We start from the raw sequence: 14,784 nt of genomic DNA on the forward strand, positions 1-14,784 counted from the left end.
CCGACTTCCGCGAGGATAAAAAAACGCCGACCCTAGGGTCGGCGTTCTTGCATGGCGCGGAAGGCGATCAAGCCTGGGGATCTTCCTTCTTCGCGGTCTGCTGCTGGGTCACGGTCTGCTGGTTCCAGCCGCCGCCGAGGGCCTTGTACAGGTTGACCTCGCTGGTCAGCTGATTGAGGCGGTCGGTGATCAGTTGCTGCTGCGCGGTGAACAGCGAGCGTTGCGCGTCGAGCAGGGTCAGGTAGTTGTCCACCCCCGTGCGATAGCGCTTGTCGGCGAGCTGGTAGTACTCGTCGCTGGCCTTGACCAGATCGCGCTGCGCCTGCAACTGCTCGGTGAAGGTACCGCGCGCGGCCAGGCCGTCGGCGACTTCCTGGAACGCCGTCTGGATCGCCTTCTCGTACTGCGCGACGTTGATGTCCTTCTGGATCTTCGCGTAGTCCAGGCTGGCACGCAGGCTGCCGGCGGTGAAGATCGGCAGGTTGATCGACGGCTGGAACAACCAGGAACCCGAACCGGCGTCGAACAGGCCGGACAGTTGGCGGCTCATGGTGCCGGCGTTGGCGGTCAGGCTGATGCTCGGGAAGAACGCCGCGCGCGCGGCGCCGATGCTGGCGTTGGCAGCCATGAGCTGGTGCTCGGCCTCGAGGATGTCCGGGCGCCGTTGCAGCAGGTCCGACGGCAGACCCGCCGGCACTTCGGTCAGCAGGGTCTGGTCCAGGCCCAGGCCTTGCGGCAGGTTCGCCGGGATCCCGGAGCCCAGCAGCAGGACCAGCGCATTCTGGTCCTGGGCTACCAGGCGGGTGTACTGCGCCAGGGTCGCGCGGGCGCCTTCCACGGCGGTCTGCGCCTGGCGCAGGTCGAGCGCGGAGGCGACGCCGACGTCGTAGCTGCGCTGGGTCAGGTCGAAACTCTTCTGGTAGGTGCCCAAGGTGTCCTTGGTCAGCTGCAACTGCGCCTGGTCGGCCTTCAGCGTCAGGTAGGCGGTCGCCACGCTGGCCACCAGGGTGGTCTGCGCGCTGCGCTGCGCCTGTTCGGTCGCCAGGTACTGCTCCAGGGCCTGGTCGCGCAGGCTGCGCAGGCGGCCGAAGAGATCGAGTTCCCAGGCGGTAGTGCCCAGGGTCACCCCGTACTGGCTGGAAATCGCCGGACTGCCGGTGGTCGACAGGTCGCCCGGCAAACGCTGGCGGGTGCCGCTACCGTCCACGCCGATCCGCGGGAACAGGTCGGCCCGCTGGATGCGGTACTGCGCCCGGAAGGCCTCGACGTTCAGCGCGGCGACCCGCAGGTCGCGGTTGTTTTCCAGCGCCACGCCGATCAGTTGCTGCAACTGCGGGTCGCGGAAGAACTCGCGCCAGCCGATGTCGGCGGCCGGAACGGCCGCCGCGCCGGTGTTCTGCCCGTAGGCCTGCCCTTGCGGGTAGGCCGCGGCTACCGGCGCCTCGGGGCGCTGGTAGTCGGGGATCAGCGAGCAGCCGGACAGAACGACAGCGGCTACCGCCAGGGAAAGGAAGGACCGTTTCATATCATTGCCCCTTTTCGACGGACGCTTGCTGCTTGGACGCCTCGTCCTTGAACAGCGTGCTGACCGCCACGTAGAACAGCGGTACCCAGAAGATCGCCAGGACGGTCGCAGTGACCATGCCGCCGATCACGCCGGTACCGATCGCATGCTGGCTGCCCGAGCCGGCGCCGGTGGAGATCGCCAGCGGGACCACGCCGAGGATAAACGCCAGGGAGGTCATCACGATCGGCCGCAGACGCATGCGGCAGGCTTCGATGGCCGCCTCGACGATGCCCTTGCCCTGCTCGTGCAGCTCCTTGGCGAACTCCACGATGAGAATGGCGTTCTTCGCCGACAGGCCGATGGTCGTCAACAGGCCCACCTGGAAGAACACGTCGTTGGACAGGCCGCGCATGGACGTCGCCAGCAGCGCGCCGATCACGCCCAACGGCACCACCAGCATCACCGAGAACGGAATCGACCAGCTTTCGTACAGGGCCGCCAGGCAGAGGAACACCACCAGCAGCGACAGCGCATACAGCGCCGGCGCCTGCGAGCCGGACAAGCGCTCCTCGTAGGACAGGCCGGTCCAGGAGTAGCCAACGCCTTTCGGCAATTGCTTGACGATCTCCTCGACCGCCGCCATGGCGTCACCGGAACTCAGGCCGGGCGCCGGCTCGCCGAGGATCTCCATCGCCGGCACGCCATTGTAGCGCTCCAGCTTCGGCGAACCGTATTCCCACTTGCCGGTGGCGAAGGCGTTGAACGGCACCATCTCGCCCTTGTCGTTGCGCACGTACCACTTGCTCAGGTCGTCCGGGTTCATCCGCGCGTCCGGCCTGCCCTGCAGGTAGACCCGCTTGACCCGGCCACGGTCGATGAAGTCGTTGACGTAGCTGGAACCCCAGGCGATGGACACGGTGCTGTTGATGTCGGCAAGGGACACGCCGAGGGCGCTGGCCTTCTCGTCGTCGATCTCCAGCTTGTACTGCGGTTCGTCGCTCATGCCGTTGGGGCGCACGCGTTGCAGCGCCGGGTTCTGCGCGGCGAGCATGAGGAACTTGTTGCGCGCCTGGAGCAGGACTTCGTGGCCGACACCCGCCTGGTCCTGGAGGAACAGGTCGAAGCCGGTGGCGTTACCCAGTTCCAGTACCGACGGCGGCGCGAAGGCGAACACCATCGCGTCCTTGAAGCTGAAGAAGTGCATCTGCGCGCGCTTGGCCAGTTCGAACACGCTGTTCTCGCCACCGGGACGCTCTTCCCAGGGCTTGAGCATGATGAACGCCATGCCCGAACTCTGGCCGCGGCCGGCGAAGTTGAAGCCGGTCACGGTGAACACCGAGCTGACCGAAGAGCTTTCCTTCTCCAGCAGGTATTCGCGCATCGAGTCCACCACCACCTGGGTACGCTCGGCACTGGAGCCCGGCGGGGTCTGTACCTGGGCGAACAGTACGCCCTGGTCCTCGTCGGGGAGGAACGCGGTGGGAATGCGGGTGAACATCCAGATCATCCCGGCCACGATCACCACGTAGATCAGCAGGTACGGCGCGCGATGCTTGAGGATCGACGCCACGCCCCGCTCGTAGCCGTGGGTGGTGGAAAGGAACATCCGGTTGAACCAGCCGAAGAAGCCGCCCTTGTGCTCGCCATGGTCGCCTTTCTCGATCGGCTTGAGCATGGTCGCGCAGAGCGCCGGGGTGAGGATCAGCGCCACGATCACCGAGAGGGCCATGGCCGACACGATGGTGATGGAGAACTGCCGGTAGATCACCCCGGTGGAGCCGCCGAAGAACGCCATCGGCAGGAATACCGCCGAGAGCACCATGGCGATACCGACCAGCGCGCCCTGGATCTGGCCCATGGACTTGCGCGCCGCCTCCCTTGGCGACAGGCCTTCCTCGGCCATCACCCGCTCGACGTTCTCCACCACCACGATGGCGTCGTCCACCAGCAAGCCGATGGCCAGCACCATGCCGAACATGGTCAGGGTGTTGATCGAGAAGCCGAACGCGGCGAGCACGCCGAAGGTCCCCAGCAGCACCACCGGTACGGCGATGGTCGGGATCAGCGTGGCGCGGAAGTTCTGCAGGAACAGGTACATCACCAGGAACACGAGGAGGATCGCCTCGCCGAGGGTCTTCACTACCTCATGGATCGAGGCCGAGACCACCGGGGTGGTGTCGTACGGGTAGACCACCTTCATGCCCTGCGGCATGAACGGTTCCAGGTTGGCGATGGTCTGGCGGATCGCCTTGGCGGTATCCAGCGCGTTGGCGCCGGTGGCCAGCTTGATCGCGATACCGGACGCCGGGCTGCCGTTGAACTGCGCGTTGATGCTGTAGTCCTGGCCGCCCAGGCCTACATCGGCGACGTCCTTCAGGCGCACCTGGGAACCGTCGGGATTGACCTTGAGCAGGATGTTCTCGAATTGCTCCGCGGTCTGCAGGCGGGTCTTGCCGATGATGGTGGCGTTGAGCTGCTGGCCCTTGACCGCCGGCAAGCCGCCGAGCTGGCCGGAGGAAATCTGCACGTTCTGCGCCTGAATCGCGCTGCTCACGTCGCCGGGGGTCAGCTGGTAGCTGTTCAGCTTGGCCGGGTCGAGCCAGATGCGCATCGAGTACTGCGAGCCGAACACCTGGAAGTCACCGACGCCCTTGGTCCGCGAGAGCGGGTCCTGGATGTTGGAAACGATGTAGTTCGACAGGTCTTCCTTGGTCATGCTGCCGTCGGTGGAAACCACACCGACCACCATGAGGAAGTTCTTCACCGCCTTGGTCACCCGGATCCCCTGGCGCTGCACTTCCTGCGGCAGTAGCGGGGTGGCCAGTTGCAGCTTGTTCTGCACCTGGACCTGGGCGATGTCGGGGTCGGTGCCCTGTTCGAAGGTCACGGTGATGGTCATGCTGCCGTCGGAGTTACTCTCCGAGGAGATGTAGCGCAGATTGTCGATCCCGTTCATCTGCTGCTCGATCACCTGGACCACGGTGTCCTGCACCGTCTCGGCCGAGGCGCCCGGGTAGCTCACCTGCACGGCGATGGCCGGCGGGGCGATGGCCGGGTACTGGTTGACCGGCAGACTGAGGATCGACAGGCCACCCGCGAGCATGATCACCAAGGCGATCACCCACGCGAAAATGGGCCTATCAATGAAAAACTTCGACATTACGAATCCCCTTGATCAGCCCTTGCTGTCGGTTTTCGCCGGAGCGGCGTCGGCCTTCTGCGCGGACGCGACATTCTTCGCCGGCACGGTCTTCACCTCGACACCCGGCTGCACGAACTGCAGGCCTTCGGTAATGATCTTGTCGCCGGCGTTCAGGCCTTCGGTAACCAGCCACTTGTCGCCGATCACCCGGTCGGCCTTGATCACCCGCAGCTCGACCTTGTTCTGCGCGTTCACCACCAGCGCGGTAGCCTGGCCCTTGAGGTCGCGGGTCACGCCTTGCTGCGGAGCGAGGATGGCCTTCTGCTTGACGCCTTCCTGCAACTGCGCGTGAACGAACATGCCGGGCAGCAGCTCGTTGTTCGGGTTGGGGAACACGGCGCGGATGGTGACCGAGCCGGTGCCTTCGTCGACGGAAACCTCGGAGAATTCGAGGCGACCTTCCAGCGGGTATTGGCTACCGTCCTCCAGCTTCAGGGAGACCTTCGCCGCGTTGTCGCCGGCGCGCTCCAACTGGCCGCTGGCCAGTTCGCGGCGCAGGCGCAGCAGGGCGGTGGACGGCTGGGTGACGTCGACGTAGATCGGGTCGAGCTGTTGCACGGTGGCCATCGCGTTGGCCTGGCCGTTGGTCACCAGGGCGCCTTCGGTCACCGCGGAACGGCCGATGCGGCCGGAGATCGGCGACAGCACCTTGGTGTAGCGCAGGTTGATCCGCGCCTGCTCCACCGCCGCCTTGGACTGCAGGTAGGCGGCATTGGCGTCGGCGTACTGCTGCTTGCTCACGGCCTGGTCGGCGACCAGCAGCTTGTAGCGCTGGGCCTGCTCCTGGGTCGAAGCCAGGTTGGCCTGGGCGCTCTGGTAGTCGGCCTCGTAGGTGGCGGGGTCGATCTGGTAGAGCTGCTGCCCGGCCTTGACGTCGCTGCCTTCCTTGAACAGGCGCTTGAGGATGATGCCGTTCACCTGGGGACGCACCTCGGCGATGCGGAACGCATTGGTCCGGCCCGGCAGCTCGGTATTCAGGGTCACCGTCTGCGCTTCCAGGGTCACGATCCCGACCTCCGGCGTTTGCGCCGGCGGCGGCGCCTCGCTTTTTCCGCACCCGGAAAGGGCCGAAATCGCGACCAGCAGGGCCGGAACCAGTACACGCATGGCTGGCGTTCGTTGCATAGCGTTGTCCTCATGAGCGAAAGCGGCCGATGCAGCGTGAAGGCGCTGCACCGGCTCGAAGAAGGCAGGCAAAATACTTACATTCATAGGTGTTTGTAAACGTCCGAAAGCCTCGCGTGAAAACACCTGAAACGTTTTAGCTCGATGGCCGGTTATCCACCCGGCGCCATGGCCCATATTCAGAACCTGAAACAAGGTTGATAAGGTCAACTAAAATAAGCAAAATAGTTGACTGGATCAACCACATTTACATTAGGTTTACTCGGCCAAACCAATGAACTACCCCGTGAATCCCGACCTGATGCCCGCGCTGATGGCGGTCTTCCAGCATGTGCGGACGCGCATCCAGAGCGAGCTCGATTGCCAGCGACTCGACCTGACCCCGCCCGACGTCCATGTATTGAAGCTTATCGACGAACAACGCGGGCTGAACCTGCAGGACCTGGGACGCCAGATGTGCCGCGACAAGGCACTGATCACCCGGAAGATCCGCGAGCTGGAGGGAAGAAACCTGGTCCGCCGCGAGCGCAACCCCAGCGACCAGCGCAGCTTCCAGCTCTTCCTCACCGACGAGGGGCTGGCCATCCACCAGCATGCGGAGGCCATCATGTCACGCGTGCATGACGAGTTGTTTGCCCCGCTCACCCCGGTGGAACAGGCCACCCTGGTGCATCTCCTCGACCAGTGCCTGGCCGCGCAACCGCTTGAGGATATTTAAGAACATTCTTTTCGAAGCACAATGAAAAACGCCGGCGATCGCCGGCGTTTTTCGTTTCAGGTATCCGCTTACTGGCGAATGCCTTCGACGGAGAGCAGCAGCTCGACTTCCTGGGATGCCGGGCCGAGGTCCATCTTGATGCCGAAGTCTTTCAGCTTCAGGGTGGCGCTGCCTTCGAAGCCGGCACGGTAGCCGCCCCACGGGTCGTCGCCCTGGCCGATCAGCTTGGCCTTGATGGTGACCGGCTTGGTCACGCCGTTCAGGGTCAGGTTGCCGGTGATGTCGGCGCTGTCGCCGTTGGCCTTCACTTCGGTGGATTCGAAGGTAGCGGTCGGGTTCTTGCTGACGTTGAGGAAATCACCGCTGCGCAGGTGCTTGTCACGCTCGGCATGGTTGGTGTCCACGCTGTTGGTGTTGATGGTCACCTTGACCTTGTCGGCCGACGGGTTCTTCTCGTCGAAGGTGAAGCTGCCGTCGAAGTCGTTGAAGCGGCCGTACAGCCAGCTATAGCCCAGGTGCTTGATGCGGAACTCGATGAAGGCGTGCTGGCCTTCCTTGTCGATCTTGTAGTCCGCGGCCATTGCCTGGCCGGCGGTGAACAGTGCGGAGCCGAGCGCCAGCGCGGCAAGGGTCTTCTTCAGCATGGACATTCTCCTTAACGTGGTTGTTGATCATTCGACGAGCGACCGAGCATGCGCTTTAGGGTCGGGTCGCGGTCGACGAAGTGATGCTTGAGGGCGGCCAGGGCATGGAGGACGGCGAAGACCACCAGCGCCCAGGCCAGGTAGAGATGGATTTCACCCGCGACGTCTGCCTGGTCGGGCAGCCCGCTGAGGGTTGCCGGCACGGAGAACCAGCCGAACACGCTGATCGGTTCGCCGTCGGCGGTGGAAATCAGGTAGCCCGCGACGATCACCGCCAGCAGCAGCCCGTACAGCGCGAGGTGGCCAAGCTTGCTCGCTACCCGCGTGAGCGGACCGTGGTTGGCCGGCGCCGGCGGCGGCGGGCTGACGAAACGCCAGACGATCCGCACCAGCAGGGCAATGGCCAGCAGGATGCCGATGCTTTTATGCAGGGCCGGCGCGGGGTGGTACCAGGGGTCGTAATAGCTCAGTTCGCGCATCCACAGGCCCAGGCCGAACAGGCCGAAGACCACCAGCGCGCTGCCCCAGTGCAGGAACAGGCTGAATACGCCGTAACGGGATGAGGTATTGCGCCACTGCATGAAAAACTTCCTTGAAAAGCGAAGCCTCAAGACTAGCGGCAAATCCATCGAGTTAAAGCAGAAAATTCTGCTTTGAAACATCGATTCACAAGATAGGTTCGCAGGCTAAGAAAAAACCCCGGATTGCGCTGCGAACCGGGAAGCGCAAGGCGCCGGAGCTTCCGGCGCCGGCGAAGGGGATCAATCGAACAGGCGGGTGAACCAGGCAAACGGGTTCTTCTTCTCGCCGCCGGTCGTCGGTGCGGCCACCTTCTCGGCCTTCGCCACCATCGGCGCGCCCTCGATCACCGGCGTCTTGCCGGCGTACAGGTCGCGCACCTGGCTGGCGGCGCGCTTGCCGCTGCGCAGCGCCCCCTCGATGGTGCCGGGGTACAGCGCATCGGTGTGCTCGCCGGCGAAGGCGACCCGCGACAGCGGCTGTTCCCAGATCCGCCAGAAGCGCGTCACCTGGCCCGGACCGTAGGCCAGGTAGGAACCGCCGGTGCCCGGGTCGGCGCTGTAGCGACGAATTTCGTAGCCGGCGAAGGCACCGCGCATCTTCGGATAGAACTTGTTCATGCGGATCAGCACCTGGTCGACCATCTGCCGGTCGCCGAAAGCCTGCAGCACGCGGGCGTTGTCGCCGGACAGGTTGATCAGCACGTTGGCGCCGCCTTTCAGCGCCGGCTCGACCCAGATCATGCCCAGGCCCTGGTCGCTGAAGATCTCGCCGGAGAGGCGCGACTTGTCGTCCCACACCGGGCGCTTGAACTTCAGCAGGATCTGGTCGCGCCAGCCATAGTTGGTGCCCTTCAGCGCGGACATCTGGGTACCGCTCAGGGACGGGGTCATCTGGATCTGGCCGAGCGCCTTCAGCGGCACGGCGAGAACCACGTAGTCGGCCTTGTAGGTCTCGCTGCCGGCCTTGACGGCGACGCCGTCCTTGGCCTGGACGATGCTCGACACCTTGGATTTGGTCTTGATCGTCTTGATCTGCTTGACGAAGGCTTCCGCCAGCACCTGGCTGCCGCCGGGCAGGCGCGCCGCGCGCAGGTCGCGGTCATCGACGCCACGGTAGGCGCGGCCCTGCTGGGCGAGGTAGAGCAGCGACAGGCGCGACGGTTCGTCGTAGCGCGAGCGGATACGCTGGTTGACCAGCAGGCGCGCGGTCGGCGACAGGTTCAGCTTGTCCAGCCAGCGCGCGGCGTTCATCTGGTCGAGGGCGAACAGGGTATTGCTCGAGGCGGGGTTGAGCGGATCGGAGATCGATGCCGAGAGATCGTCCAGGGTCGACTCGAAGCGCTTGAGGTCGGCGGCGACGTTCGGCTGCTTGAGCGCGAGATCGCTGCTGCTGTAGTACAGGCCGTCGATCAGGTAGCTGGGGGTGCGGACGAAGTCCGGCGCCGGCACCGGCTTCAGCTTGAAGGTGTCCAGGTAGGCATTGAGCGTGGGCTGGACCTTCTGGTTGCCGACCCATTCGCTGGTGGCCAGGCCGGAACGCCCGCCCACCTGCGGCCGCGCCTCGAGCACCGTGACCTGCCAGCCGTCCTTCTGCAATTCGTAGGCCGCGCTCAGGCCTGCCAGGCCCGCGCCGACGACGATCGCCGTAGGCTGTTTATCCTTGCCCAGCGCCACCGCGCTGAACACCCCCAACATGAGAAACGCCGCGGCGCGCAGCCACCTTAACGACATACCGGACTCCCCAGGAAAAAAGCAAAGACGCAACGGCGCGCAGCATACGCCAGAGCCGTTTGGGCCACCATAGGAGTCCGTCGGCGGCTGCTGTCGGATGTGTCCCAACCCACCGGGTTGTTCATCTCACCCCCATTGCATAGGCTTTGCCGATCGATCCGAGGAGACAGCCCATGGGCCTTAACGCCGACTGGATGCAGCGCGACCTGAACGTACTCTGGCATCCCTGTACCCAGATGAAAGACCACGAACGCCTGCCGGTGATCCCGATCCGCCGCGGCGAAGGCGTCTGGCTGGAGGATTTCGAAGGCAAGCGCTACATCGACGCGGTCAGTTCCTGGTGGGTCAATGTGTTCGGCCACGCCAACCCGCGCATCAACCAGCGCATCAAGGACCAGGTCGACCAGTTGGAGCACGTGATCCTCGCCGGATTCAGCCACCAGCCGGTGATCGAGCTGTCGGAGCGACTGGTGAAGATCACCCCGCCGGGGCTCGACCGGGTGTTCTACGCCGACAGCGGCTCGGCGGGCATCGAGGTCGCGCTGAAGATGAGCTACCACTTCTGGCTCAATAGCGGCAGGCCGCGCAAGAAGCGCTTCGTCACCCTGACCAACAGCTACCACGGCGAAACCATCGCGGCGATGTCGGTGGGCGACGTGGCGCTGTTCACCGAAACCTACAAGTCGCTGCTGCTCGACACCATCAAGGTGCCCAGCCCGGACTGCTTCCTGCGTCCGGACGGCATGTGCTGGGAAGAACATTCGCGGAACATGTTCGCCCACATGGAGCGCACCCTGGCCGAAGGGCACGACGAGATCGCCGCGGTCATCGTCGAACCGCTGATCCAGGGCGCCGGCGGCATGCGCATGTACCACCCGGTCTACCTCAAGCTGCTGCGCGAAGCCTGCGACCGCTATGGCGTGCACCTGATCCACGACGAGATCGCGGTGGGCTTCGGCCGCACCGGGACGATGTTCGCCTGCGAGCAGGCCGGCATCGCCCCGGATTTCCTCTGCCTGTCCAAGGCCCTCACCGGCGGCTACCTGCCGATGTCCGCGGTGCTGACCAGCGAGACCGTCTACCGGGGCTTCTACGACGACTACCAGACCCTGCGCGCCTTCCTCCACTCGCACACCTATACCGGCAACCCGCTGGCCTGCGCCGCCGCCCTGGCGACCCTGGACATCTTCGAGGAAGACAAGGTGATCGAGGCCAACCGCGCGCTGTCCACCCACATGGCCAGGGCCACCGCGCACCTGGCCGACCACCCGCATGTCGCCGAGGTGCGCCAGACCGGGATGGTCCTGGCCATCGAAATGGTCCAGGACAAGGCATCCAGGACGCCCTACCCCTGGCAGGAGCGCCGCGGCCTGAAGGTCTTCCAGCATGGCCTGGAGCGCGGCGCGCTGCTGCGCCCGCTGGGCAGCGTGGTGTATTTCCTGCCGCCCTACGTGATTACCCCGGAGCAGATCGACTTCCTCGCCGAGGTGGCCAGCGAAGGCATCGACATCGCCACCCGCGACGCGGTCAGCGTGGCGGTCAGCGACTTCCACCCGGACCACCGCGATCCGGGCTGAACGTCGCCGCCCCTTCGTTCCGAGGGGGCCGGTTCCAGCGCCCCGCGGCAGGCAGTAAACTGCGCGCCTGTCGCCACTACCCTCGAATCGCCATGCGCCTGTCCCGCTTCTTCGTCGACCAGCCTCTCACCCTCGGCCAGCACGACCTGCCCGAGGCCCAGGCCCACTACATCGGCCGCGTGCTGCGGCACGCCACGGGCGACGCCGTGCAACTGTTCGACGGCAGCGGCCGGGAATACCTCGGCGAGCTGGTCGAGGTCGGCAAGAAGAATGTCCGCGTCGAACTCCGCGAGCAGTTCGCCGGCCAGCCCGACTCGCCCCTGCGTATCCACCTGGGGCAAGGCCTGTCGCGCGGCGAGCGGATGGACTGGGCGATCCAGAAGGCCACCGAGCTGGGGGTGGCGGAAATCACCCCGATCGTCAGCGAGCGTTGCGAAGTGCGCCTAAAGGACGAGCGCGCCGACAAGCGCCTGCAACACTGGCGCCAGGTGGCGATCAGCGCCTGCGAGCAGTGCGGCCGTTCGAGCCTGCCGCTGATCCATTCGCCGCTGGCCCTGGAGGACTGGCTGCGCGGGCGGGACGATGACCTCAGGCTGGTCCTGCACCCAGTAGCCGCCCCCCTGGCCAGCCATGCGCCGCCGTCGCGCCTGGCCTTCCTGGTGGGTCCCGAAGGCGGCCTGAGCGATGCCGAGGTGGAGCAGGCGCAGGCGGCCGGTTTCCACTCCGCGCGCCTCGGCCCGCGAGTGCTGCGCACCGAGACCGCGCCGGTGGTAGCGTTGGCGGTGGCCCAGCAACTCTGGGGCGACTTCGCCTGATATCTCTCCCGCCGCTTTACAACGGCGACAGCCAGTGAATACCGTTGCGCAACCCACTTCGCAACGGATCGCACGCATGGACACGCCCGTTACCTTCGATTGGAAGATCCGCCTGCCCGACGTGCTCGGCGTACTCCGCCGAGACTATGCCGGACGCTTCCCGCAGTTGGCCTCCGCCGCACTGGAGACGCTGCTGGAGCGCCTGCGCGACGACCTTCCCGAGGATTTCCTGCCAGCCCTCGGCCAGGAGCTGGAATCCCTCGGACTGGCGTTGGTGGAACGCCTGGACGAAGACGACAGCCTGAACCTGTACGTGGTCGGCGCCCCCCACAGCCAGCGCCTCCTCGATGCGCTCGCAGCGCAGGGCCACAACGCCCGCACGCTGCGCCAGGAAAACGCCCCCGAGGGCGCCCGGGCGGCCCTCCCCGCCGCCGCGCCGGCCGGCCTGGCGCCGGCTTCGGCCTACATCTGCCTCGAACACGCCGAGCACCTGGCGCCCGGCCTGGCCATCGCCCGCCTGCCGGGCGAGGACAGCCGCGACCTGCTGGACCTGCGCCAATGGCCCAGGCTGCAACGCCTGCCCGATGGCGCGGAGGAAACCCAGGGCGCGTTGCTCTGCCGGGCCAGTTCGGCGGACGGCCTGCACGCCTGGGTCAGGATGACCCGTTCGGGAAGCCCCTACGCCTGGCTGCATCGCTCCCGCGACCTCGCCTCGTTGACGCCCGAACTACCGCCCTTGCCGCTGCCGCCGGCGCAGTCGTTGCGCCAACGCCGCACCCCGGAACTTGCCATCGGCCTGGCCGGGAACGACCTGCTCCTGGCCGACCGCGGCCTGTTCTTCCTCTATCCGGGCTTCGCCCAGGGCAACGACGAACCGCGGTTGCTCTTCGAGGTGCCGCAAGCGCGGCGCTCCATCGAGAATCCGCCGGCGGTCTTCACCACTCCGGACCAGCGCGTCTGCCTGCTCTCCCGCGGGCAGTTCTTCGAATGGCGCGAGGCACGCATCCAGCCCCTGCCGTTCCCCGTCGGCAAGGATCTGCCCGCCGATCCGGCGCAACCGACCTCGGCGGCGCCCGGGACCATCGTCTGGCTGGAGCGTGAAACGCTCTGCGAAGGCCGGCTCGACAGCGGCGAGATCCGCAGCCACTCGCTGGACGGCCTGGCCGAAGGCCCCTACCTGAAGCTCCAGGCTCTGGACGGAGGCTGGCTGCTCCTGGCGCCGTGGCTGGAACCGCATCGCTCGCGGGACCTCGCCCAGCTCTGGCACCTCGAATCCGGCCGGGCGCTGCGCATCCGCTACGGCGAACTGGACCTGGAGGGCGGACTACAGCACTGGGCGGAGCTGCCCGACGGCCGGATCGTCGTCGGCGACCATGCCCGGCATGTCGACCTCGGCAGGTTCGAAAGCCTGCGCCAACGCCTGCTGCGGCGGCGCCTGGCGCCGGCCTGAGGCGCGTCTACAGCCCGCGCAGCGCCAGTCCCGCCAGGCCGAGCAGGAGCACGCCGCAACCGGCGTAGCTGACGCGGTGCCAGAACAGCGAGGTGTTGCGCCGCAGCCAGTCCACCAGCGCCGCGCAGCAAAAGCACCAGATCAGCGACGAGAGCATGAAACCGGCGAAGAACACCAGCGACTGCGCCTGGTTCGGCGTGCCGTCGACGATCCCCGCCAGGGCGCTGCCGAGGGCACCCCAGTAGACCACGTTCTTCGGATTGGACAGGGAGATCGCCGCGCCGGCGCCGAAGGCGTTGCGCCCCTGCTCGCCGGCATCCTCCGCCGCCAGCGGCGGACTCCAGGCGTCGCGCAAGCCTTGCACGCCGAGCCAGGCCAGGTAGGCGGCACAGGCCAGGGTCAGGGGAATCCGCACCTGTTCGTAGCCCAGCAGCAGCGCCAGCCCGGTGAGCCCGAGCAGGGCCCAGACGGCATCGCCGATCAGCGACCCCAGTTGCACCAGCAACGCCGGGCGGAAGCCGCCGGTCAAACCGCGGCGCAGCGTTTCGCTGAACACCGCGCCAGGGGAAACATTGAAGGCGAAACCGAACAGCAAGGCGGTGAGGAAGATGGCGAGCATGGAACGACGACTCCGTGGTGGGACGTCGGATTATCCCGGCCGGCGGCTCCGCCGACTTGAACCGGATTGCGCAGTTCAGCCGCGCACGGCGCGCTGGTAGCGGCCCGGCGAAATGCCGTAGGCGCTGGTGAAGTAACGGGTCAGGTGGCTCTGGTCGGCGAAGCCCAGGGCGTGGGCCACCTCGCCCACCGCCAGGCCACGGCGCAACAGGCCGAGGGCGCGGCGGGTGCGCAGTTGCATGCTCCACTGGCGCGGGCTGAGCCCGGTGGCCTTCTTGAACGCCCGCAGCAGGTGGTATTTCGACAGGCCCACCTGCTCCGCCATCCCATCCAGGTCCGGCGGTTCGGCCAGGCGCTCGGCGAGCAGCGCCTGCAGGCGGGCGACAGCCGGGCGCCCAGGATCGGCCCTCTGCGGCAGGCGGGTGCCGCTCGCCGCCAGCAGGCGGCCAAGGAAATCCAGCAGGCGCTCCTCGCCCCGTTCGCGGGCGAAACGGTCGCTGGCCAGCAAGGCTTCGATGCTGGCGGCCAACTCGCGGCCCAGCGCCGGACTGCGCAGCAGCGGGCGGTCGAACTCGACGGAGGAAAGATCCAGGCTGCTCGCCAGTTCGGCGGCAGGCAGATAGAGGCTGGCGAAGCGCCAGGGCTGGCCGTCGCGGACGCCGCCGCCCTGGATCTGCCCCGGGTTGTAGAGGGTCAGGTCGCCGCTGTCGGCCTGGAAGGTACGGCCATCCAGCCAGACATCTTCCAATCCGCAGAGGTTGGCGCTGATGACGAACTCGTCGTGGCTGTGCTTCTCGAAGCGGTGCCCGGCCAGGCTGGCGCTGGCGACCTCGAGGGAGGCGCCGATCCGCGCGTGCTGCAGGCCGGCCATGGACG

12 protein-coding genes are annotated in these 14,784 nt (G+C 66.4%); 4 read left to right on the forward strand and 8 right to left on the reverse strand.

From position 1 onward, the window contains the following. Positions 1 to 67: 67 nt before the first annotated feature. Genes oprM through mexA form a run of 3 tightly spaced genes read right to left on the reverse strand, consistent with a single transcriptional unit; the run spans position 68 to position 5,834 of the window. Complete coding sequence (oprM, locus tag ACTJJX_RS03400) at positions 68 to 1,525, reverse strand: multidrug efflux RND transporter outer membrane channel subunit OprM (protein ID WP_003084633.1); 1,458 nt, start codon at positions 1,523 to 1,525, stop codon at positions 68 to 70. 1 nt (position 1,526) lies between these two features. After that, entirely contained in the window at positions 1,527 to 4,667 is a 3,141-nt protein-coding gene (gene mexB, locus ACTJJX_RS03405; protein ID WP_003107312.1) for a multidrug efflux RND transporter permease subunit MexB, read from the reverse strand. Positions 4,668 to 4,682: 15 nt separating this feature from the next. Further along, a complete protein-coding gene (gene mexA / locus ACTJJX_RS03410; protein WP_003118819.1) occupies positions 4,683 to 5,834 on the reverse strand; it encodes a multidrug efflux RND transporter periplasmic adaptor subunit MexA in 1,152 nt (383 codons plus the stop codon). 274 nt (positions 5,835 to 6,108) lie between these two features. On the opposite strand from mexA, the gene mexR reads away from it, so the two are divergent. Next, positions 6,109 to 6,552, forward strand: a complete 444-nt coding sequence (mexR, locus tag ACTJJX_RS03415) for a MarR family transcriptional repressor MexR (protein WP_003114897.1) — start codon at positions 6,109 to 6,111, stop codon at positions 6,550 to 6,552. A gap of 68 nt (positions 6,553 to 6,620) precedes the next feature. Here mexR and ACTJJX_RS03420 read toward each other — a convergent pair whose 3' ends face one another. From ACTJJX_RS03420 to ACTJJX_RS03430, 3 genes are all read right to left on the reverse strand, one after another. Beyond that, positions 6,621 to 7,196 carry a YceI family protein gene (locus ACTJJX_RS03420; RefSeq protein WP_003084626.1) on the reverse strand — a complete coding sequence of 192 codons (576 nt, stop codon included), beginning with the start codon at positions 7,194 to 7,196 and terminating at the stop codon, positions 6,621 to 6,623. Between the two features lie 11 nt (positions 7,197 to 7,207). Next, on the reverse strand, positions 7,208 to 7,777 hold the full coding sequence (locus ACTJJX_RS03425) for a cytochrome b (RefSeq protein WP_003106133.1): 570 nt from the start codon (positions 7,775 to 7,777) through the stop codon (positions 7,208 to 7,210). Between the two features lie 180 nt (positions 7,778 to 7,957). Beyond that, entirely contained in the window at positions 7,958 to 9,448 is a 1,491-nt protein-coding gene (locus ACTJJX_RS03430; RefSeq protein ID WP_003118815.1) for a flavin monoamine oxidase family protein, read from the reverse strand. A 173-nt stretch (positions 9,449 to 9,621) separates the two neighbouring features. Between ACTJJX_RS03430 and ACTJJX_RS03435 the strand changes: the two genes are divergently transcribed. The 3 genes from ACTJJX_RS03435 (at position 9,622) to ACTJJX_RS03445 (ending at position 13,290) form a co-directional block, all read left to right on the forward strand. Further along, complete coding sequence (locus ACTJJX_RS03435) at positions 9,622 to 11,025, forward strand: adenosylmethionine--8-amino-7-oxononanoate transaminase (RefSeq protein ID WP_003117900.1); 1,404 nt, start codon at positions 9,622 to 9,624, stop codon at positions 11,023 to 11,025. 92 nt (positions 11,026 to 11,117) lie between these two features. Continuing rightward, positions 11,118 to 11,840, forward strand: a complete 723-nt coding sequence (locus ACTJJX_RS03440; protein WP_016852376.1) for a 16S rRNA (uracil(1498)-N(3))-methyltransferase — start codon at positions 11,118 to 11,120, stop codon at positions 11,838 to 11,840. A gap of 34 nt (positions 11,841 to 11,874) precedes the next feature. Then, positions 11,875 to 13,290 (forward strand): hypothetical protein, encoded by a 1,416-nt coding sequence (locus tag ACTJJX_RS03445; RefSeq protein WP_016852375.1) that lies wholly within the window; start codon positions 11,875 to 11,877, stop codon positions 13,288 to 13,290. A 7-nt stretch (positions 13,291 to 13,297) separates the two neighbouring features. Here ACTJJX_RS03445 and ACTJJX_RS03450 read toward each other — a convergent pair whose 3' ends face one another. Continuing rightward, a complete protein-coding gene (locus tag ACTJJX_RS03450) occupies positions 13,298 to 13,909 on the reverse strand; it encodes a LysE family translocator (protein ID WP_004352097.1) in 612 nt (203 codons plus the stop codon). 75 nt (positions 13,910 to 13,984) lie between these two features. Further along, positions 13,985 to 14,779 carry an AraC family transcriptional regulator gene (locus ACTJJX_RS03455; protein WP_014602391.1) on the reverse strand — a complete coding sequence of 265 codons (795 nt, stop codon included), beginning with the start codon at positions 14,777 to 14,779 and terminating at the stop codon, positions 13,985 to 13,987. Between the last annotated feature and the right edge of the window lie 5 nt (positions 14,780 to 14,784).

The sequence above is a fragment of the Pseudomonas sp. 22490 genome (assembly GCF_052044465.1).
Lineage (GTDB): Bacteria > Pseudomonadota > Gammaproteobacteria > Pseudomonadales > Pseudomonadaceae > Pseudomonas > Pseudomonas aeruginosa.